We start from the raw sequence: 22593 nt of genomic DNA, 5'->3' as shown, positions 1-22593 counted from the left end.
CACATTTTTTTAACCGGCTTGGTCTCGAAATTATTGTTTCCAAGTAACCCGCATCTTGCACCCTGTCCGAATATTCTGGAATGTGGATTACGCTAAGCACCATTCCAAATCGGGTGCGAGGTAACGCCCGGGACGAAAACATGAACAAGCTGCTTGTCGTTGACGACAACGAAGACATTCGAAAACAGCTCAAGTGGGCCCTGGGGCGAGATTACAGCTTGACGCTGGCAGTTGACGCGAATCATGCCCTTGACCTCTTCCGAAAGCACAAGCCTCACGTGGTTACCCTGGACCTGGGGCTGCCTCCTCATGAAGACAGCTCTGAGGAAGGTTTCCGGTGTCTTTCGGAAATTCTTAAACAGGCCAATACCACAAAAGTCATAGTCATTACAGGAAACGACGGACACGAGAACGCTCTCAAGGCCGTGCAAATGGGAGCATACGACTTCTATCACAAGCCCATTGATCTGGACGAACTGCGAATCATCATTAAGCGGGCCTTTCACCTTGCCTCCCTGGAAGAAGAAAACCGCCACCTGCACAGCCAATCATGCCATGGTCTGGATGATGGTCATGGGATCATCGGCCAGTGCCAAAAAATGCAGAACGTCTTTGCCTCCATCCGCAAGGTTGCTGATTCCGAAGCCTCCGTCCTGATTACCGGGGAGTCAGGAACAGGCAAGGAGCTTGTGGCTAGAGCCGTTCATGCCAAGAGTTCGCGTCGCAAAAATGCTTTTGTGGCCATCAACTGCGGCGCCATTCCGGAAAATCTTTTGGAATCCGAACTATTTGGACATGAAAAAGGAGCCTACACCGGAGCCAGTTCTCGAACTCAAGGCAAATTTGAGTTTGCCCACCAGGGAACCCTGTTTCTCGACGAGATCGGCGAGCTTCCTCTCGCCTTGCAGGTCAAACTGCTCCGTTTTCTTCAGGAAAAAGTGATTCAGCGGGTTGGTGGACGCCAGGACATCCAGGTGGACGCACGCATCGTTTCCGCCACGAATATCGACATCGCCCAAGCCATGGCCGACGGGTCATTCCGGGAGGACCTGTTTTACCGGATTGGTGTCGTGACTATAGAGTTGCCGCCGTTGCGGGAGCGCGGCGAAGACATTCTTCTTTTATCGAATCTGTTTTTGCAGCGAAATTGTCGGGAATTGAATCGGAAAAGCGCCGGCTTCAGTCCCGAATCCGTAGCCTGCCTGCAATCCTATGAATGGCCGGGTAATGTGCGGGAATTGGAGAACAAGATTCAACGTGCCGTGATCATGACCAATACATCTTTCATTGAACCAGAAGATCTTGGATTTTCGGAAAAGTCGGAAAAGTCGACACCTCGTCCTCAACTGTCTTTGGGAACCACATTGCGACAGGGTCGGGAGATGCTGGAACGGCAAATGGTTCAAACCGCTCTTCAGGATAATACGGGGAATGTCGCCAAGGCTGCGGAATCGCTGGGAGTTTCAAGGCCGACGTTGTATGATCTCTTAAAAAAATACAATCTGTCGCCTGCGGCAATTCATCAAGGCGCGGATGATGACGACAGTCAAAAAACAAAGCATAAAACAAGATATGAAATTAATACTGGCTAAATAGCTGCTGGTGGCATGGTTGTTGCTTTAAGGCCGCCAGAGGCCAGAAATAACGGATTTCCGCAACGTTACGTCCCAGCGCTATCGAGGTAATAAAAATGCAACAGGCTAATCCGGATCTGCGAAAATCTCCCCGCAAAGAAGTACTGGCGCCAGCAGTCATTCACATGGAAAAAGATGGAAAAGTGTATAGATCACAAGCAATTGTGAGAAATATTTCCATGGAGGGAATGCTCGTAGCTCTTTACGATTACGACGAAGATTTGAAAGAATTGGACCTGGAAAACGTCACCGCCAAAATCCGCTTTCGTTGTTCAGACGCAGATACGGAGTATGTGGCCTCCTGCCTCACCAATCGTGCTGAGAAACTGACCTATTCAATTCAGATCAGCGCGGTGATCACAAAAATGAGCCCGGAACATCTCCAGGCAATGCAACGCTACTGCTCTTAAAGATTAATTTTTCAGAATGGTTACAATGGTTTAAACATCAGGTGTCATGAGCGCTGATGACTCGACTTGGTGCTTTATTGTCCGTGCAGGAGCATCTCACGCCGCCCATGACCGCGAGGAAAGGACCTCAACCCCGAGGAAATCCGTCACCAGCTTGTTCAGAATTTTTGAATGTGTTCATTTGAAACACAAATGCAACACTTCCGTTGCTTGCAACGTTCCTTTGGCGAACCGCGATGTGCTTAAAAACTGATCCTTTTCCCCTAACTCCGCATTAAACAAGAAAAACCTACACCGCCAGGACAAGAGGCGAGAGGGGCATAGAACTTGCTTCCTTATGCTGGCTGAATGTCCACACGAACAGCCCAGGTTATCCTCGGGCTGCAGTTTTTTTATTCAAACTGTCGAACTAGAGGTGTATTGAAGAGCAGTGACAGCATTTCATTGTTTTCCGGGATGGTTCTTGCGTGTTTTTAATTGAACCAATCAGCGGCTCCGGGTGCATCTTCTTCCTTCATAACCAAGAGCTGGAATCACCACGACACGAGCCTGAATAATCATAACGAAGGCCGGATTCTGACTTGCCAAAAACATCCATGGGGTTGATATGGCTCGCGTGTTAATCATTGATGACGATCAGATCATTTGCAGCGTACTCTCCAAAAAGATTGAGCGGCTAGGACATGAGGTTCAATACTCCCACACCATCAGCAACGGAATTGAAATCGCCGCCTGTACTGATTTTGACGTCGTCTTTCTGGATGTGCGCCTGCCCGACGGCAACGGTCTTGATGCCCTGCCCATGATCAACAAGGGCGTCATGCCTCCCGAAGTAATCATCATCACCGGAGACTCGGACCCGGATGGCGCGGAACTCGCGATCCGCAGCGGGGCCTGGGACTATATCCAAAAACCATCTTCCTTGAAATCGATGGTTTTTCCATTGATCCGAGCGCTGCAGTACCGGGAAAAGCGCAAGGCTTCCTCGGCTTTGAAGGCCCTGAAAGTCAACGGGATCATCGGCAACAGCGCCAGAATCAAAGCATGCCTGGACCAGGTGGCCCATGCCGCGGACAGTGAGCTGTCCGTGCTCATCACTGGGGAAACAGGGACAGGCAAAGAGCTGTTTGCCCGGGCCATCCATGACAACAGCGACAGGGCCGGGGCGCGATTCGTCACCGTCGACTGCGCTTCCCTGCCTGAAAATCTTGTGGAGTCAGAATTGTTCGGGTCCATCAAGGGAGCCTTTTCCGGCGCGGTCTCCAACCGGGACGGCCTGATTATGCGTGCAAACGGGGGCACATTGTTTCTGGACGAAGTGGGGGAGCTTCCAATCGCGGTACAGAAGAAATTTTTGCGCGTGCTGCAGGAGCATTGCTTCAGGAAGGTAGGCGACAATCGGGAAATCAAAAGTGATTTTCGTCTGGTTTGCGCCACAAACCAGGATCTGGAAGCCATGTCCGAGAACGGAGAATTTCGGCAAGATCTCCACTTTCGATTGAAGGCAATGCATGTCGAACTGCCCGCCCTGCGGGAGCGGAAGGAAGACATCAAGGAAATCGCCATGCATCACATGAACAAGATATGTGAACATTACAGGATGCCGACCAAGGGCATGTCGCCGGAGTTCACGGAAGCCCTGCTGAGCTATGATTGGCCCGGCAACGTCCGGGAATTACTGAATACTCTGGAAAACGTTCTGGTCGGATCAAAGGACGAACCAATTCTCTACCCGCAACATTTGCCAATCAATCTGCGAATCAAGGCCAAACAGGCGAGCTTGAACCGGGAACCGTCAATGATCGACAGCCCGAACCAGCTCAATTTTCAAAGATTTTGTCCTGATGACGACGATTTTCTGGTGGACAACAACCTGCCATGCGATTTTGATACCGCCGAGGTGCTGCGTACTTCCGTGGAAAAACCCTTTAGACAAACTTTTTCTTCAAGCACGTCCTTCCCCACTCTGCGGGAACTTCGTGAAGTGACCATCAGTGCCATGGAGAAGAAATACCTCGAGGAGCTCCTGCAGCGTTCGGGCGCCGACCTGAACTCCGCCCTGAATCTCTCCGGCCTCTCCAGAGCCAGGTTCTATGAACTACTCAAGAAACATTCCATGCCGTTTCGGATGCCTTCATCGAATGATCTGGAAGAAACCGCGCTTTTTCACACAACAAACATCCACAGAAACAATGAAGCTTCGGTTGCTTGCGCCCCTTAGCAGGCTGTTGAAAATCCCCGCTAGCTGCGTCGCTGTAAAGAGTTTAAACCCTCACATGTGACAAAATACGCTTCGGATTTAAACTTTTTGCGCCTTGCCATCGGGGTTTTTGAACGACCTGCAGTTTTTTGTTTTTTCATCACCTGTTAAGCGGAACAAGAACTCTCTTGTCAGCTCTCAATGAATACACTCCGACCTGTATTTATTTGCCCCTCAAATTGAAATATTGAACGAACCGCCGCGTAAGCACTTCAACAAACAATTAAAATATTCTTCCAATATAATTTGACAATCTTGTTTTATTTCTGATTCCTAGCATCAATATGCCAATCCAATTCAAATAACTTCCAGGTGGCTTCTTCAGGCCACACATTTCGCGAAATCTTCGATAGCAAATTTCGGAAAATTCGGGGCTATCCGCAAGCGCGCTTTGAGCCAGAACATAATATCCTACTCCCAGCGCATTTTGATATTTGGCGTTCAGCATTCCCTTTTGCTTCAAGATAATTTCCAGTTTCAAGAAAACAGCGTAACGGGAGTTCAATGTCTTTTGACTCTTCGTATCCGATATGGATGGCTTTTTATTTTTGTGAGAAGTGATCAAAACAGGTGGAGCATTTTCCGCATAGATGAATGCTATACCCTCAATCAGGGCTCTCATTGCAATATCCCCGTCCTGATTGGCATGAAGAGCTTCGTCCCAACCGCCCACTTTCACAAGATTTTCACGTTTCCAGAAAACGCATGAAGTGAAAATCCACCAATCATGCTTAATCCAGCTTTCAAGCAAGTCTGGATTCGGGCAAGGCCCCAATTCCGAGAGTACGTTGAATCCCAGATCAGTGAAATATCCTTTTTTTGAAGGTCCATAGATATTTGCGTCCGAATTGCGCATTGCAACCTTCAGTAACTCCTCCAGATAATTTTTTTCCAAAACGTCATCCGAATCAAGAAAAATCAGGTAACCACCACTTGATTCATGGAAACCACGATTTCTTGCGACGTTGGCTCCTTGATTTTTCTGGTATATATATCGAATTCTTGAATCTTTGATGTTGCTGACTATTGCGCGCGTATCATCTTTTGAGCCATCATCAACAACTATCAACTCAAATTCTTTATAGGATTGCTGCAGCACGCTATGTATCGTATCCAAGATACAAAAACTATAATTATAAGTTGGTATAATTATACTAATAAACTTATTAGAAACATTAATGTTTTTCATGTTCGATTAACCATGTGCAATCTCATTAAGTGATGAAACGAACAACATACCGCTTGTCAAGAAGACATGTAAAGGGATTCGTATTTTTTTATTGAAGTATCGAGTGAGTAGTTTTGCTTTACATACTCCTGACCTGCATTACCGAAAATTTCCCTGTCTTTCTTGTTTTTTAACATTTGGATTACAGCATTTGCCATTGATTCAGGGTCACGCGGAGGAACGATTATTCCTGACCCTGAATCATTCACCAGTGATGGAACTCCACCAACGTCAGTAGCGACAATTGGTTTGCCGGCAGCCATAGCTTCAAGAATACTCAGTGGAAGGCCTTCTTTCCATGACGCAAGTACAAATATGTCTATGCAACTCAATATGTTGGGGATGTCGGAACGCGTTCCCAGAAAAATCACCGCATGTTTCAGCCCAAGGTCATGAGTCTGCTTCTCAAGCCTTTCACGTTCACTGCCGTCACCTGCAACCAATAATTTTGCATTCGGCACGTTATCAACCACAATTCGAAAAGCTTTCAGCAGCATGGCGTGATCCTTGACCGGATGAAGGCGAGCGACAATCCCAGCGACCGGATCTTCCTCTGAGAGCCCAAACTGCTCTCGGCTACTCGACGCGTTTGCGATTTTCCGAAAGTCGATTCCGTTAACGACAATATGCACTTTTGATTTGGGAATCTTCACTTTCTGGACGAGAAAGTCTGACGTCTCGCGGTTCACGGCGGTTATCGCGTTGCAAAACCTTGATATTTTGCGGAGCATGAAACGAGATTTCGCGGGCACGAGTGAGTAGTATTCATGCTCGGTGTGGATGAGTCGCGCACCGGATAAAAGGGCTCCTGGCCAGGCATAGAACAATTGATAAAGGTGATGCGTATGAACAACATTCGGCTTGAAGGAACGCATGGCTTTCCATAGTCGGATCATAGGTCCGAAGCGTTCTGTAGGTTGTCTGTCAATAACGTATGTCTTCACATTGTTCGAGTCGAACACCTCTCTGAAATGGCCATCGCTTTCCAATGAAGCGACGGCATGTTCGGAATGCTTGTTCATATTCAAGGCAATGTCCCTTGCTACCGACTCTGACCCGCCGACCTTGAACGCATATATAACCTGCATCACCCGCATTTTTTCTCCAAAATATCGATAAGCCTCCGCAACATAGCTTAATTTAGCTGTTGAGTTGGCTAGTTTTTGTCAATTATCATCAAAAATTATTACATGTATTAGCGTCATATAATGGCATATGCCAGGGCATTCAATTTAGATGCGACAAGTTTGTTTGAATCAAGGCATCTCAATCCGAAGTAAGCAAACGAAACGCAACCGGATCGGAACATCATCAGGACCGAAAACAATTATTTCTGCGTGACCAAGCATTGTTCAATTTCTAATGCCAGGCTACGAGTGCATTTTTTTCGATCAAACTCCTCTTCGACTTTTTTTCGGGCTGCAAAACACATTCCTTCTAAAAGCTTTCTATTCTTATCGACCCACAAGATGGCGTCCGCTAATTCCTGAACATTTTCGGGTTCCACCAGAAGACCGTTTTGACCATGCTGAACGAGCTCGGGGATTCCGGAAATGTTTGTGGCGATGAGGAATACCTCCATCGCCATTGCCTCCATGCAAACGACGGGAAGTCCTTCATTACGCGACGAGAGCACAAATACATCGGCTTCCCGAAGTACCTTGATGACAACATCTTGCGGCTGAGCTCCAAGAAAATCGATGTGATCAATGATATCCAAGGATCGGGCCAGTTCTTTCAACTGATCCAGAAGCGGTCCTGCGCCGACAATTTGCAGATCGAACTGCACGCCTCGTTTTTTGACCGCTGCCAGTGCTTGAAAAAGAACATCCTGCGCCTTTTCCGGTACGAGCCGTCCGATGTTGACAATCCGCAGGTGATTGCCGACGAATCTCTCAGTTTTGTCGCTCCGTCTGAATGCTTGGGTGTCGATGCCGCAGTGGATGGTTTTTATCGCATCCTTGGCAATGCCGTATTTCTTGACCATTAAATCTTGATTATAGCCACTGATGGCGACTACCAGGTTGGCTTGGAAAAGAAGTTTCGATACTTCGCCTGCCGGCATTGGATCTTCGCGGAGATCGTATCCGTGTGTGGTCACGCCGAAAGGAAGGCCTGTCCATTCGGATAAAGCCTTCGTCCATTTAAGATTTTCATCGGCAAAATGCGTATGGATGTATTGCACCCCGTGATCCTGCAGAAACAGAGCATATGGCGCCGAACTCATGTAGTGCCATCGATCCTTGGATTTTAGGATACGCATACAGCAGAAAAACGTTTTCCGCGGATTTCTCAGAGCCAATTGCGGAATTGCCCGCAATGTCCTCGCCTTGGAGGGAATAACGATTTTTCTGAACAAACCCTGGTCAATAATTTTTCGTGCCGAAGGCTGCAGAACCGATCTTTCCAGACCATGGTTAAACGTCAAAACATATGGAGTGATGTCGAGATGCATCAATGATGCGGCTTCATCTGAAATGAACGTGAGACTCGGTTCCGGAAAGTAATTCAAGACGTAACAAATGGCTTTTAATGGAGTGCCCGGCACAAGGTAGTCCTTATTATGAATATTCTTTCGTATGTCTGCGAGGAACCGCTTGCGACATGCTCACTTCCGCCACCGAATCAAGAGATAAATTTTCTTAGGCCGCTCCGGTTACAACGATTATTGAGCCAATTGCGTCTTTTTCTCACAAAGCCGCGCAACGTCTCTGGGACGAAGAGCTTTTTCAAGACGTCACGCACTTCTCTGGATGCCGGAGCCAAGAGGCAGGCCTGCAGGGCGAGCCTGCGCGCTCCATTGACATCGTCCCATCCCGGCGTCAGGTGTCGATGTGCACTGTCCACCAGAAACAGATGCGCGAGGCCGTGCTCTCGCATCTGCGCACCATGTTTCCGGTAAAATTGTTTCCGGGCTTCCAGGTTCGCCTTGATCTTGGTGGATCGCCTGGTTTCCTTACCATTTCCCCGCGATGGATCATGGTCGTTATATCGGACAAGAGGCATGTCGACGTAATCGACCTTATACAGGCGGCTGACCCGCAGCCAGTAGTCATAGTCCTCTATTGCCGGGAAGGTTTCATCGAAGAATCCGATCGTCGTAACCACATTGCGCCGCATCATGATGTTGGTTCCACCCCCGTGCAGGAGATTCCTGACGAGGAGTTCACGGTAAAGGTCACCTCGTGCGGAGGGGATCTGAACAGATCGGCTGCCGTCGCTGAAGACGCTTTCCACGCCGGTATAGATCAGCCCCACATTCTCCGGCGAGCGATTCATAAGCTCAACCTGCAAAGCCAACTTTTCAGGAAACCATTCATCGTCGTCGTCCAGAAACGCAACAAGGTCAGCCCGTGCCTCCCGCAAACCGCGGTTGCGGGCCGCTGCGACGCCGCAGTTCCTGGGTTGCCGGAAATAGCGCACACGCCGGTCCCCTTGCTTTGCGAGCACTGATGCTGGATCGTCTCCGGAGCAGTCATCAACCACAATAACCTCAAAATGCGGAAACGTCTGGCCAAGAACACTCTCGATGGTGCGCTGCAGAAGATGAGCGCGGTTGTACACGGGAATGATCACGCTGACTTCAGGCCTATCGACTTGTTTGGAAGGCTTCGCATCCGTGATTGTTGTTGCCGAGAAAGAAGAGTCCAGCACCTCTCGCGCCCGATCGAGGCCGAACCGGATCTCTTCGCCCAGCCCCTGAGCCGCAACAGGGATCTGTCTTGCAGCGGCAGGTTCCCGACGTAAGCGGTTCAGCAAGCCCTTCGCTCTGATTGAAAGCGATGGGGCATATTCCCGGCTTCTCCTCCGGGCCTGTTCGCAAAGGGCGCCAAAGCGCCAAGCCGCGTCAGCGGCGATCAAGCCAAAGGCCCTGCTAATCTCAGGACGATAATTGTCCACCCGCCTCTGCTCCTCCAGCAGGCGAACAACTTTTTCAATGATTGCAAGTCGTCCCGCCAGCCCGCTGTACGTGTACCGATGACCACTCAAGGAAATCTGGCCCTTTGGAAGCCGGCGATAATAGGCGGTACCGGAAACAGCTTCCACCATTTGTATGCCGCCGATAAACGCCCGCATCATCAAGTCGCCGTCATCATTGAGCGTGGCGGCTTCATCCCAGCAGCCGGCCTCTTGAAAAGCCTCCCTGGACCAGAGTATGGAGCATGGAGGGTGATACCATCCGATCAGCCAAGCGGCGAGAACGTCCTGATCCTGCCTGCGTGGCGCACAGGAAGCCGGTCCGGATCTCCATGTCCCATCCACAAGTTCAAGGCGTTGCCATGAACACGCGGCAACACCGCCTGGGCAAGCGAAAAGCGCCTCTGCCAGGGCCTCGAGTGCGTCGGGAGCAAGTACGTCGTCGGCATCGAGAAACATCAGAGCATCTCCTGATGCGAAGGATGCGCCGAGATTTCGTGTCCGCGAAGCACAGCCGGAACGTTGGGAGTGGACGTGAATCAGCCCCGCGAAGGCTGTCTCGAAGCGACGGGCGATATCGAGACTGGAGTCCGTCGACCCGTCATCGACGACGATCACTTCATGTGGAGCCAGACTCTGATCCAGAACCGAGCCTAACGTCTGGGACAAATAGCGTTCGGCATTGTGGCAGGGGATGATGATGGAGATCTTTTGGTTTTTTGAAATCGGCATGACGGGATTGAAGGAAACTCAGAAAATTTATTTATTCGGGAGTTAAGATGTTCTTGGTTAACTGCTGAATTTGGCAACACTTTTGGATACGGGCTTCACGACATGAATGCGTTATTTCACCATCAGCGTAAGAGCATTCCGGCTTTAGCAGTATCTCATATGTTTAAGTATTGTTACTTAGTCTTGCGTAGATACAGTCTTGTCAGGTCATGTCCGTGTTCATCAGACAAAGACAGGCATAGAGGCTAGTGATTCAAACTTCAGGCCAAACTGTTGACTTCTGTCTCAGATGATTTTGAAGGCGACAATCTTTTTCAAATATCGATCAGTTTTTTCTATTATCACGAACCATGATGATCCTGTTCATTGCCAGTCGTCATTAATTTTATGGTGACATCCTTTAAGCACGTCAGGCCAAACTTTTTCCACCTGTTGCGGCTGTCGGCCTGCAAAAATTCGATCAAAAAGATGTAGCGCCTGTTCAGGGGAAAAATCACCGGAAGTCACGGCAGGCCAACTCTTCACGGACGCACGGTCAGTCACTCTGTGGCGATAGAGAAGGAATGGTGCATGCCTGAAGCCAAGAGCCCCCAGCGCTGCCAACCGGTGCTGACCGCCCCATGGCAAGGCCACATAACTGTCTCCCTTTTTTAGCAGATATCCTGAGATATGATCTTGTTTTGCAGGCACACGGTAACCGTTTCGCTTTATGGAATCGATAATATAAACCACCCGTTCCATTTCCAGATCTGCCTTTGCCGAAGACACTGGTCCAAAGTAGTTCAAGCCGTCATCGCCTGACAATTGCTTGCCGAACTGGGCCGCATCATCTCGTAGGAATTTATTGCGCATGGATTTCACCTCCAAGCCAGGCGAGGCAAGCCAAGGAAAATCAAGTTCAATGGCTTCCTTTCGATGCAGGTTTGAATCGTTATCGACACCAGGGACATCCGCCAGTTCCGCGGCGTTTTGCGGCTGGAAATGATCGAAATAAAGTTTTAGCGGGGATTCGTCGTATTGCTGAATATTACTCTCAAGATATTCCAGCATGGCCAGGACGTAGGGATGGTGGGCTTCCGCCAGGGGCGGGAACCCCACTGGTCCCAACGTCCTGCATCTTTCCAAAGGCACGTTGACCAGCACGGGCTGCCTGGGATCCACTCGCGAGAGCGCCTCGAAAGGATCGGAAAGCACGCCGCGAAAATCCACGGGCTCCGGGACGAGCCGCTCCTGGTGAACCTGCGATGTCAGGGCCAGCAGGAACTCTTTCAACCGCTTTCTCGCGTAGGGTGGCAGGCAGCGGGCGAGTGCGAACACGGACCTCATTTTCATTTCCCTTAGAGGGTATTCATGATCTTTCTTGGCAAATAGCCGGACAGTGAGCGTCAGGCCTTGCCTGAACGCTCATGATTACCCCTGATAATAAATGCCGCTGTTCATTGGTCAATAGCGGCTAGAAATTTTGAAGAACTCCTTAACAAGCCAATATGCTAGTCAACCGGATTTCCAGAAAATGTATTCCATAGCGCGTCAAGATCATCTTTGTAATGTCTGCTTGCATCCCTCAGGGGGTGCTGGATCCAGGCGGAGGAGGACTTCATTGAGTGCCGCCGGATCAACATGCAGATCTTTTTCCAGCGGGTGGAGATCCCCGACCGACTCTGCCCTGACCAGCCAGTAGGCATGACCCATGGCTGAAGCCAAGGCATAGAAATTGGGGTTAGGAAAGCTCAAGTCGGCTATTTCAACAATCTGCGCACCTTCCGGACAGAAGATCATGTTGGTCAGACCAGCTCCGTGAGGGGCGGCCAGAACCCTGGTTTCCCGCATCAGATCAACCTGCTCGGAGAATGGCATCTTTTCCATGTACACCCGCTCAAATCCCTGCCGTTCCAGCAGCGGCCAGACCTGGTCCTCGTTGGCCAGTCGCCGCCGAGTCGCCTTGGCCCGACTGATGAACACTTTCCTGTGCGGAAGAGCCGCATCGGCAATTCCCAGGGCCTCGGGAATCAACCGCAGGAGTTCCGGACGGAAACGATCGGTTCCCATGACGGTGAGATTTTCCACGAAAAGTGGACGGCTTGGGTCATAGGTCTGAAAATCTTCCGGATTCATGCCCAGCAAGCGCAGAGAACCATCCAGGGCCCCGGTCCGTTCAGGCGGCAGAAGGACCCCGTCCAGCAAATTCCGTTTTTTGAGCAGAAGCAACTTTGGAAGGTGGGCCGTGAGCCAGTGCGAGTGATTGTGATAAACCCTTTCGGCGATCCATGTGGCTTTTTTCAAGCGGACCGGTGACGGCGACTCGCGCAAGGTCAGCGCATGCAACGGTCGGAACCGGAACTCGCGCATTTCCAATGCGCGCGAGTCACGGTTGAGGATGGCGGGAAAAAAATCATTATCCTTGGACGGATCTCTATACCAGGTAATAAGGCAATCCGGCAGTGTCGCAATAAACGTTTCACCGCTGATTCGGGTCGGCACATCCCTGAACGAATAACCCCACCAGCCCCTGTCGTCAGGAAGTTCTTCACGTGATCCAACATTACAGGGCAACTGATTTCGTGCTTCAGTCACAGGATGCACGGTTTCGTATTGCTGGTTCTTGTCGTTGGCGCCCCGACGACGAAAGTATTCCTGCACGGTTTCATGTTCTACGCATCGATAACCGAACCAGCCTGCCGGAACACCGCGGGCAACGCTTGCCGCGGCGATCCTGCCGAGCGTGCCACGGACGCAACCATTTGCACGGGAAAGAAGTGTCGTATTTTGCATAGTCGATTCAATGTCTTCTTATGTTATGTGGACATGTCCCCTGTCTGTTCCTGTCTGTCCGCAAGGGTTTGCACTAGATCAAAACCAAATAAGAGTTCATTCCATGAAAAAAGGTCTATCCGAGCGATAGAAACGCCGGCCATATCTTGCTTGCAGGTTATTGGGACGTGGTGGCTGACCAAAGGCAAGATTTTTCAGCGCATCCATGCGGCTGAAAGGCGCGAGGGGGAGTGCGCCAAGCGGGTTGCCGAGCACTTCAATGGTGATGGTTCCTGTCGCGCGCTCACCGGTAACTTTCCACCCCGGTCCATCTATGTGCAGTTCGAAATCATTCTGCTCCACCGGCAACGGCTGGGCCGGCTCGGACCAAAACAAGTGGTTTGGCGGATAGTAGAACGCCATCACAAGCGAACGAAGCGACCAGAGGCTGCTTGAAGGTCCGGCATAGGGATCGAAAATGCGAGGGTCTGTGCCGTGATAACCCTGGGTGACGACACCTTTGCGCAACGCGCCGCGGGCTAAAAAATATCGCCATGTCACATCGAGAGCATGTCTCGCCTCACCTGGCGATACAGTCTCGGGGTTCCTTTCAGCTCCAGCGACAAGCGGGGCAGACGCGGCAATGCGGTAATGAACGCTACGTCCGAGAATCGGCAGGCCATGCGGGCCAATCAAGTACCTGTAGGTCTTGAGGAATTTTTGCTGCGTGTTTTGGGTGAAGGCCGAATCCCACTGCGGATCAATGCGGTTGATCCAGGTTAATGCGTAGTGAAACCCCCAGGCGTTGTAGTAATCCACGTGTCCCGACGGTCCATCTCTGAACCAGCCATCGCCAAGGTGAAAATCCTTGACCCGTTCAAATCGCTCCCGCACTCCGCGAATTCGCGCAGGATAACCGAGGGCGGTGAGGACACGATCAATCAAGACAAAGAAAAGATGCCAGTTGTTGTCGAGCCCTGGTCGGCCATCAACAAGCGAAAGCCAGTCCACGACGGCCTTGCGTTGATGTATGGTCAAGCCTTCCCACACGGAGTCGCGAAACAACCAAAGTGCCAGCGCGATATCTGCTGCTTCAACTATTCTTTGATTGCTTTTACCTGGCATATCACCCCAGTATGTGGATGCACGAGGATCGGTTCCTGAGAGCAGACCGCGCTTGAATTCTTCAGGAAGCGAAAGACGGGTACCTTCCGCCAGGATTATTTCCGGATTGCGGCCCGATGCGCACCAGGCCCCGAAACAGGGCATGGTCCGAGCAAATCCTTCAAGTGCATCGCATTCCGGTCCACTCCAGCTTGGCAGCCCGGGATAGATTGCACCGGAACCGGAGGCGTTACGATATGTCGTCCATGCCGTTGCCAGGTAACGCATCAGATCATCGTAAGCTGAACCCGGAACCTGATCCCTTGAAAATTTCTCAAGAAGTCTTTCAGCAGACTTGGGAAATCGCCAACTGCGCATCATGGTTGGAGCCTGCCTCATCAGCCCCATCGACAGCCGCATCCCCTTGAGGACTTTCGTTGCGTAATTCATCATTTATAATTAGCCGAGCCAGAAAAATCCGATATTTTCGTTACAGGATCACCATAGAAGGTTGACGGGTTGTGGTGCCGAAAAACAGCAAAGCGAAAAAAGGGCAAAAAGTGCATTAACTGGTCGAAAAACGTACCACGAAATAGAAAAAAATATCAAACAATTCTAGACAGTTGATCTATTATCAGGGCAGACTACTTAAGAATCCGCAGTCGCTTGATCACCGGCGCTTCTCCGTTGCTCCGCGGGTCGTTCTCCCTGGCTATATCGGGGATATCGCCGGGAATGGAGTCGTACTGGTAAGGTATGCGAGCTTGAGCGGGACCGATGTCGGCAAGTGTCGTTCGGCTCATGATCCAGGGCGCATCCTGGCTGATGCCGTAATATTGGCCGAAGTGCTTCCATTGCCAGATCAATCCGCCCTTGTTGGATGACGGACTGTTGTTCGCGGTGTTGATGACCGTCTTGTATGCCTCGGACAAGCGCATGCCGTTGAGCTCGACATCGCCGCGCGTCTTGAGCGTGAAGGCGATCAGACGAGCAAATTCCGGCAGTTCCCAATGATTTCCCGGAGAGGCGGGCGGATTGGACATGGCGTAGGGCTGCCCATGCGTGACGTAGCCCCAGGTTGAATTACCGGATTGGTACCGGAAATGGCCGGGGGGGAGCTCATGGATGTTTTCCAGGACGATCCGTGTGATTTCATAGACCAATTCGGGAATTCTCTCGTCCGCCTCGATGTTCAGGTAGTAGTCGATCAAGAAATTGGCTGGGAATATGCTTTGAAAAACGGGAATCGCAATTTCTCTGTTGAAACCGTTGCTTCGGAGGCCCACGAACTTGTTTCTGTAATCACCCTTTGCGGTCCCACTGACATCCGCGTTCAAACCTCCGGTCAAAGGACCTGTAGAAAAATTTCCACCGGTAATGCTGCTTCTCCGGATCTGCATGTATCCGCTGTAGGGAAAAGGACCCAGGTCCACCCATGCGGATTTGTCCGAACTCCATCTGAAAAGTTTGCCGTCCGACGTTCTGTGCCACATGTGGTTGTTGGCGGGCGAAGAAGGTTCCTGATCGCTTTGCGTCAAACTCCTGTCAATCCTGTTGATGGCGTTCATGTCGAAATACAAGGCCATGCACTGGGCCTGTACACCCTCCTGGGTTACGGTAAAACCATCAAGATTATGACTCGGAATGTTGCCATCCCAGTTGTCAAAAGGAACCCAGGCAATATCCCATTGATGGGTGATCAGGGAGTTGAGCGCCCATCTGATGTGATCCACGTAGTTCACCTTTGCCCCGGACCAAAAAGTATGCACGGGAATCGTCGCATCGATCATCAACGCCGAAAACAGCGGCGCATACCTGTTGTAGTTGAAGCGTGGATAGTCCCAGTGACCGTAAAGCAGTCTCAGGTCGGAGGATTGTTGATCGACAATTTGCGCACCTTGAAAAAGAGTCCTCTGGGCAAAAGCAGCCACTGCTCCCCAAAAATCCCTATAGCCCGTAAGCAGATACGCGATGGCGTAACTTTGCGTTCTCGGCCCCAGCGCTTCTCTGCCGCTCACCCAGCACCCGCTGTTCGCATGGTTGGGCCATTGGACACCGTCCGGATTGGTTACAACCGCATCCTTGCAGTTGCTGTCAGGGTTTGGAAAATTGTATCCTGCCCAGTAGTTCGTCATGTGGAAAAGCATTTCATTGAAGTACTTGATGTCTCCGGTTCTGGCCCACAATCCTGCCATGGCTTTCGGATCCTCATAGTTGGAACGGCCTCTGTTCTGGTTCAGGGCCAGGGCGTTGAATCGATCCGCAGCCAATGTGGTAAACTGCTTCTCCTCCTCCGGCGTTCCTTCGCCGGCGGAGAGCAGATACTGGAAAACGATGCGGGTTGACGAAATATAGTTGGGATCCGTGGGCAATATGACGTTGTTGTTCATCACTGTTTCCAGTGTTGGCCGATGATACGGGGGGTCAGGATATGAACGGGACGTGCCGTCGATGATGATCTTGGCCGGAATGGCTTGATCCTTGTGCATCGAGTACTGAAACTGAATGAGCGCCGATCGGAGTGTGCCATCATGATGACGCCCCCGCAGGGCCGTTACGTTGGCGGGCACTTCTTTCCCAGCAACAACAACCTTCAGCTTTCCCTCACGGATCATGTCTTCCGTAACAAGCCCCCGCGGAAGAGGAAAACCGCTGCTGATGCGGCACATGCCGGTACCGTCCTGATTTCGAACCACTTGGGCATCAATGACCTCGGATGAGAAACCGAAAGAAGGAATATATAAGAATATCAGCAAGAAAAAAATTATTCTGACAAGCATTTTGAAAAACTCCTGATTCCAAATTAGGAATAAGCCCACATAAAACAAGCAGCCTGAATCAAAGTCGGAAACACCTTGAGGCTCTTCAAAAGATATTACACTACAAAAACATGTACATCTATTTTTGAGGTGCCACGACAGAAGCAGTTTGCTTTGGAATATCCACACCACCACCTACAAGTCTTGTGAAGGATGTGTTCAAGGATAAGTTTGCATATTGTTTCAACTCCATTTGACGCTCTTAAAAATGATATCCGGCCTGACGGCCGCACTATATTTCATGACAAGTTGCATCATTTGAGCCAAAACATCATCAGTCAGATAATTGGGCTTCAAACCAAGATCCAGCAGGCCTGTATGAACCGGATTGTAATAATGTTCTTCCGCTTCTTTGCGTGGGTTGGGCAGGGCCCGGATGCTGACATGAAGACCGAGATCCTTGCCGATGCGGACCACCTTGTCCGCCAGGTCGTTGACGGAAAAAGTTTCCGTGAACTGGTTGAAGATCCGCAGTTCGCCTTTCCGCGCGGGCTGTTCCAAAGACAATCGGACGCACTGCAGGGTGTCCTTGATGTTCAGGTACCCCCGTGTTTGACCTCCCTGCCCGTAAACCGTCAGGGGGTATCCCACTACGGCCTGGACGACAAAGCGGTTCAGCACCGTCCCGAAAAGCTCATCATAGTTGAAAAAAGGCATCAGTTCCGGATTGTTCTCGTTCTCGTCGGTCATAATTCCGTAAACCGGGCCCTGCATCAGGTCCGTGGCCCGCAGGCCCCAGGTCCGCACATAAAACCACAAGAGGTCGGTATCCATGACCTTTGTCGTATGGTAGAGACTCGAGGCTTGACGAGGGTAAAGAAACTTGTCCTTGCGCCCTTTGTGATCGATCTCCAGCCAGCCCTCCTCGATGTCGATGTTTGGCGTGCCGTATTCGCCCATAGTGCCGATCTTGACGATCTGGGCATCCGGGCAAAATTCGCGCACCGCAAAGATGACATTGGCGGTTACGCCGATGTTGTTGGAAAGGGTCAGATCCGCGGTGCGCCGATCAAGCATTGAATAGGGCGCCGAAGGCTGCTCCGCGTAATGGAGAACGGCATCCGGCTTGACGCTCTGGAAGACTTCGCTGACGAAATCCCAGCGCCGAAGATCTCCTACATGGACGGCAATTCGTTTACCGGTGACCTTTTCCCAGATCGCGGCGCGCCGATGCATGTCCGGAACCGGAAACAGCGGCTCAACGCCTTGCTCAAGACACATCCTGCGGCGGAGGTAGTTGTCCACGATCGCCACTTCATGACCATGTGCCGAGAGATGCATGGCCGTGGGCCAGCCCAGGTAACCGTCCCCGCCGAGAATGAGAATCTGCATGGCTAGAGTCCCTCGCACTCGTCGGACGCCGTCCGATCAATGGTATCCCCCGTTTTTCCATTGCCTCGGAGCAGGTTGTTTTGGCGCAGAAACATCGCAATCTCCTCCTGGGACAAAGCCTGTTCATTTCCCGAGTGATAGGGATTCGTCACCTCTCTGGAAACGAGATCATCGTATTTGTATTCAATGTTTCTGTAGAGGTTGGCGAAAGCGGGCAGAACTACAAAATATCGTTCAAGCTCCCATGCTCTCCGGGTCTCCTCCATGCTCATCAGTTCCTCATACATTTTCTCGCCGGGTTTTGTGCCAATAATCCGGATTTCAACATTTTCCGGATCGAGATCATATTCCGGAGCAATCTCACGAATCATGACCGCTGCCAGATCCTGGATCCGGATGACCGGCATTTTAGTAATCAAGACCTCTCCGCCATTGGCGTACATGGCCGAATCGATGACCAATCTGGCGGCCTCCTGAATGCTCATAATGAACCGCGTCATGTTCGGATCGGTGAGGGTAACCGGCCCTCCCTGACGGATCTGCTTGTTGAACAAGGGAATTACAGATCCTCTGGAACCCAGCACATTGCCGAAACGGGTAGAGGTGTAGATCGTTGTGCCGTCACGGGCGCTGGAATGGGCTGAAGTCATGAGACGCTCACCCATGAGCTTGGACGTGCCCATAACATTCGTCGGGTTCACGGCCTTGTCCGAGCTGGTGAAAATAACGCGCTCCACATTGTTTTCACCAGCGGCCACAATGATGTTCTGCATACCGAGAATATTGGTCTGAACAGCATCAAAGGGAGATCGCTCGCACAGCTCAACATGCTTGAACGCGGCGGCATGAAACACCATGTTGATGCCGCGCATCTTTCGCAGAAGCTTGTCCCTGTCCCGCACGTCACCGAGGCTGAAATGGGCTTGGGTCCGGCCATAGAGCTGCTCCATGAAAAACAGTTCGGACTCGTTGTTGTCCAATCCAAGCAGCTCTCCGACCCGATATTTTTCCAAAAGCAGCCGGACCAGTTCCGATCCGACAGTGCCGCAGCATCCTGTCACCAAAACCCGTTTGTCGCTGAAAAATGATTTCACTTCGCTTCCTCTCGATTGTTCCGTTTGTTTGTAACTGCTCAGCAGTACGTTTTACGGCGTCGCCGAATCGACTTGCCTTGATTGCGGTCTCATCAGACTGGCCAAAGTCGTCTCACGCATGAATAACGAGTACTTCAAGCTTGGCTTTTTTTAATTCCCGCACTGCGATCCTCGGAATGGACCGCCGGATTAGGATTTTTTTCAAATCGCAACGCAGGGTTTTGTTTAACTACCGCCTTTGAGCCTTCCATGATCTGTTCGAGAAAGGCTTTGTACAGCCGTCCATAATGCGCGGGTGAAAAAAAGGTCTTGGCCCGCCGTTGGCCCGCCTCACCCATCCTCGTCGCAAGAGAGGGATCGTCAAGTAATACGCGCATTTTCCGGGCCAGATCAGAAGCGTTGTCGCTTTCGAAAAGCAGCCCGGTCTCATTTTCCGCGACAACTTCAGGTATGCCCCCAACTCGGGAGCCGATCACGGGTTTGCCGCAGGCCATGGCCTCAATCAAGACCCGGCCCATGGATTCGGTGCGGGAAGGAAGAACCAGAAATCGGCAGTTTTCGAATTCGGAAACAATCTTTTCGAAGAACATGCCGTCATGGAAAGAAATTTTGTCATTACCAGCGGCAAGATGTTCATACCGTTCTCTGTCCTCGCAGTGACCAATTATTTTCAAAGTCACATCAGGGTAGTCCGACGAGATCAGATTGAAGGCCTTCAGCAGTACGTCCACCCCTTTGATGTGATAGGGATGGCCGACGCACAGGATCGGCCCGTTCGGCGTGTAGCCAGTCGTGTGAAAAGCGTCTGTGGCAATAAAGGAGAAAAAGGTCTCCACGGGCAGGTTTCTCTCGTAAAAGTCGAAAGTGTGCGCATACTTGCTCGTCAAAGGCCTGTTGATGCACTTGACTCCGTCTGCAAATCGAAACGTCAGGCGCATGCAGGACATCTTGATCCAATTGATGATCCGCCTTTTGATACCAGCCCCTCGCCCCTCATCTTTCCAGAAATGATCCGTATTCACCTCAACCACCAGCTTGGCGCGGGTGAACAGCTTGATCACCACGCCGGTCAGCCCGCAAATCAACGGGTCGTAGCTGACAATCGCATCAAATGGACCTTTCTGCTTCGCTTTTCTCAGGCAGAAGACGACATATCCGATCTGACGCAGAAGGATGTTCTTTTTCCATCTGGTGGAAACGAATTGAAAATCTTCGGCATCCACGGTCGCGCCGGTACCCAGGTGAAGAATTATTCCACTGTAGTATTTCGAAAGTACATCGAATTTATCTTTAAACCCCGGATCAACGGGTTTCCAGATCAGGTAGTTGAGAAATAGGATTCTTTTTTTCATGACGGAATTGATTTGTGAGGCTTTTCGTGTGGCTGGCAGTCTTCAGTAAGAAAAGAGATCCCTGTCCATGGGTTCCTGAAGCCAGAAATGATCTTTGCCGATCGAATCTCCAAATGCTCCTTTCATGTCGTTTATTGCGCCAAGAACATTTGCTCCTTTGACAAAGCCCAACTTAGCATACTGCTCCTGGTATATCTTGCTGCTGCAGTTGGTCAAAACGCCGTCGTACTTCAGGTCGCAAGCCATTCTGAGTATGCCGACAATTGCTTCTTTAAGGAGCATCTCGTCAATACAAAGTATACTTTGGATAACGAGAACGTTTCTTTTTTCATCTTTGCTGAGTATGCAATATCCTACCGCAGAGTCATTCTTTGTAATGGCATAAATAATTAAATTATTCTTAATCCTATCTGGTGGGCCAAATGCTTTCCATGAGAGATATTCCGCATTCCTGTTCGGAAATAATATATGCATATCCTTTAACTTATCCATTGAAATCATATCCACGAAATCAAATTTATTTAATTCTAAAAAACGAACATTACTTGTTTTTAGAGAAATTTTTGCCTTGCAAAAGGTCTTATACAGCGGCGAGAGTGAGAAGGTGAACAGTGGCTTGATTGAGGGAGGCAAGGAAAATTTTTGTATGACATTGGCAAGACCGATGGGATGGAAAAAGACATGCCCGGATTTCATCGGCACGTTATCTTTCAAAATCTTGTTCAGAGCAGGAATGGATCTTGAATTCCCATAGGCGAGACATAAATCCACTCCTTCCTTTTTCAATGTATCATACAAGCAACGTATCGTGTTCGAAAAAATTTTGTGGCGCCTATATTCATCTTTCACCATGGCATCGAAGAGTTGATAAGCAATGATTTCCCTGTGCTCATGAAAGAATGTCATTTTGAAAGCGGAAATGGCGGCAACGACTTCACCAGTCTCTTTTTTTGTTGTCAGCCATGTCCGTGCTTTCTCAGGCTTGCTGGCAAGGTATTTCCAGCTGAACTGATCCATCTGAATGTTCCGGTGGAAAACTGAATTGAAGAGGTCAAGGATGTGATTGGCAAATTCGCCAGGATCCACTTCTTTACATTCAAATTCGTTGAACATCATATTATCACCCCGCAACCTTCTTAACGAAATCGACATATTCATTGCCCGGAAGCGCAAGAAAGCGTTCGACATATTTCGTATCAATAGCTCCGAACTGAAGCGAATTGTACATGGCTAGCCCCTTGAAAGCATGCGCATAGTCGTTGCACCGCGTCTGGCTCTTGAAACAAGCGATCAATTCGCATTTGGCATCGATGAACTCGTCGATAAATACTGCCACATTAGGAATGCACAGTCCCCATACTTCATATGAGTAGACTTCGACGTCGAGGCCGGTTCGTTCGAGTGCCAGAGCAAGAGCCAGGGAAACATTTTCGTGTTCGTAGTTGTGATCCAGGATGAAAGGTCCAAATACAGCATCGGGTTGATATTCCATGATGATGCCTTCCAGATCCGCTGCAAGCCTGGAGACGTTGTCAACGCCAACCCGTGCATAGCGGAGAAACCGGGGCGCTTCGATCCCCAGCCTTTTGGCACACTCTATGGACTCCTGCTCCCGAATCTCGATCAGTTCTTTCCTGCTCAACCCAATTGCCGCTTCCGCTCCGGATCCGTCTTGTACGATAATGATTCTCGCGTCTCCATTCTTGCTCAAATGGCTCAAGACGCTCCCGCCGCAACCAATAGCCTCGTCATCGGAATGCGGCGCCACGACAAGGCATCTTTTTCCGAAAGGCGGTCGGACCTGGATCGGCTTGATGTAGCGTTTCAGAATGTTGGTGGCGTGGAAAACGGCCTGAGTCTTCCTGTCCAGTTCAAACAAACTGCCTGTCAGGAAAAATTTATAATTCCTCCTGGCCCATATCCAAGGCAATATGGTCCGATATACTCTTCTTATACGAT

The 22593-nt window shown here is 50.3% G+C and carries 16 protein-coding genes; 3 read left to right on the top strand and 13 right to left on the bottom strand.

Going from position 1 to position 22593, the window contains the following annotated elements:
- Positions 1-140: 140 nt before the first annotated feature.
- The 3 genes from prsR to BLP93_RS14860 all read left to right on the top strand — a co-directional run bounded on the left by prsR (position 141) and on the right by BLP93_RS14860 (position 4265).
- Positions 141-1592 carry a PEP-CTERM-box response regulator transcription factor gene (gene prsR, locus BLP93_RS14870; RefSeq protein ID WP_092123416.1) on the top strand — a complete coding sequence of 484 codons (1452 nt, stop codon included), beginning with the start codon at positions 141-143 and terminating at the stop codon, positions 1590-1592.
- A gap of 98 nt (positions 1593-1690) precedes the next feature.
- Positions 1691-2044 (top strand): PilZ domain-containing protein, encoded by a 354-nt coding sequence (locus BLP93_RS14865; RefSeq protein WP_092123414.1) that lies wholly within the window; start codon positions 1691-1693, stop codon positions 2042-2044.
- A 607-nt stretch (positions 2045-2651) separates the two neighbouring features.
- Positions 2652-4265: a sigma-54-dependent transcriptional regulator gene (locus tag BLP93_RS14860; RefSeq protein ID WP_092123412.1), complete on the top strand. Its 1614-nt coding sequence runs from the start codon at positions 2652-2654 to the stop codon at positions 4263-4265.
- 262 nt (positions 4266-4527) lie between these two features.
- On the opposite strand, the gene BLP93_RS14855 is transcribed toward BLP93_RS14860, so the two are convergent.
- From BLP93_RS14855 to BLP93_RS14795, 13 genes are all read right to left on the bottom strand, one after another.
- Complete coding sequence (locus tag BLP93_RS14855; protein ID WP_092123410.1) at positions 4528-5493, bottom strand: glycosyltransferase family 2 protein; 966 nt, start codon at positions 5491-5493, stop codon at positions 4528-4530.
- 56 nt (positions 5494-5549) lie between these two features.
- Positions 5550-6629 (bottom strand): GT4 family glycosyltransferase PelF, encoded by a 1080-nt coding sequence (pelF, locus tag BLP93_RS14850; RefSeq protein ID WP_092123408.1) that lies wholly within the window; start codon positions 6627-6629, stop codon positions 5550-5552.
- Between the two features lie 230 nt (positions 6630-6859).
- The gene (locus tag BLP93_RS14845) at positions 6860-8080 is read right to left on the bottom strand and encodes a glycosyltransferase family 4 protein (RefSeq protein WP_092123406.1); all 1221 of its coding nucleotides are present in this window, start codon (positions 8078-8080) and stop codon (positions 6860-6862) included.
- Positions 8081-8157: 77 nt separating this feature from the next.
- A complete protein-coding gene (locus BLP93_RS14840) occupies positions 8158-10182 on the bottom strand; it encodes a glycosyltransferase family 2 protein (RefSeq protein ID WP_092123404.1) in 2025 nt (674 codons plus the stop codon).
- Between the two features lie 363 nt (positions 10183-10545).
- Entirely contained in the window at positions 10546-11499 is a 954-nt protein-coding gene (locus BLP93_RS14835) for a ParB N-terminal domain-containing protein (protein WP_139163025.1), read from the bottom strand.
- A gap of 219 nt (positions 11500-11718) precedes the next feature.
- Positions 11719-12954 carry a glycosyltransferase family 61 protein gene (locus BLP93_RS14830; protein ID WP_092123400.1) on the bottom strand — a complete coding sequence of 412 codons (1236 nt, stop codon included), beginning with the start codon at positions 12952-12954 and terminating at the stop codon, positions 11719-11721.
- A gap of 96 nt (positions 12955-13050) precedes the next feature.
- Positions 13051-14490 (bottom strand): DUF2264 domain-containing protein, encoded by a 1440-nt coding sequence (locus BLP93_RS14825; RefSeq protein ID WP_092123398.1) that lies wholly within the window; start codon positions 14488-14490, stop codon positions 13051-13053.
- A 191-nt stretch (positions 14491-14681) separates the two neighbouring features.
- Positions 14682-16733, bottom strand: a complete 2052-nt coding sequence (locus BLP93_RS14820; RefSeq protein WP_139163024.1) for a hypothetical protein — start codon at positions 16731-16733, stop codon at positions 14682-14684.
- Positions 16734-17039: 306 nt separating this feature from the next.
- Complete coding sequence (locus BLP93_RS14815; RefSeq protein ID WP_092123394.1) at positions 17040-18188, bottom strand: NAD-dependent epimerase/dehydratase family protein; 1149 nt, start codon at positions 18186-18188, stop codon at positions 17040-17042.
- Between the two features lie 2 nt (positions 18189-18190).
- A complete protein-coding gene (locus tag BLP93_RS14810) occupies positions 18191-19282 on the bottom strand; it encodes a polysaccharide biosynthesis protein (RefSeq protein ID WP_092123392.1) in 1092 nt (363 codons plus the stop codon).
- A gap of 134 nt (positions 19283-19416) precedes the next feature.
- Positions 19417-20634 carry a glycosyltransferase family 4 protein gene (locus BLP93_RS14805; RefSeq protein WP_092123390.1) on the bottom strand — a complete coding sequence of 406 codons (1218 nt, stop codon included), beginning with the start codon at positions 20632-20634 and terminating at the stop codon, positions 19417-19419.
- 42 nt (positions 20635-20676) lie between these two features.
- Positions 20677-21822, bottom strand: a complete 1146-nt coding sequence (locus tag BLP93_RS14800) for a GNAT family protein (protein ID WP_092123388.1) — start codon at positions 21820-21822, stop codon at positions 20677-20679.
- Positions 21755-22513 (bottom strand): PIG-L deacetylase family protein, encoded by a 759-nt coding sequence (locus BLP93_RS14795; RefSeq protein WP_161946360.1) that lies wholly within the window; start codon positions 22511-22513, stop codon positions 21755-21757. Before BLP93_RS14795 ends, BLP93_RS14800 begins: the two co-directional genes overlap by 68 nt.
- Positions 22514-22593: the final 80 nt, after the last annotated feature.

This window comes from Desulfonatronum thiosulfatophilum (genome assembly GCF_900104215.1).
GTDB lineage: Bacteria > Desulfobacterota > Desulfovibrionia > Desulfovibrionales > Desulfonatronaceae > Desulfonatronum > Desulfonatronum thiosulfatophilum.
This window is presented reverse-complemented; position numbering and strand designations above follow the sequence as displayed.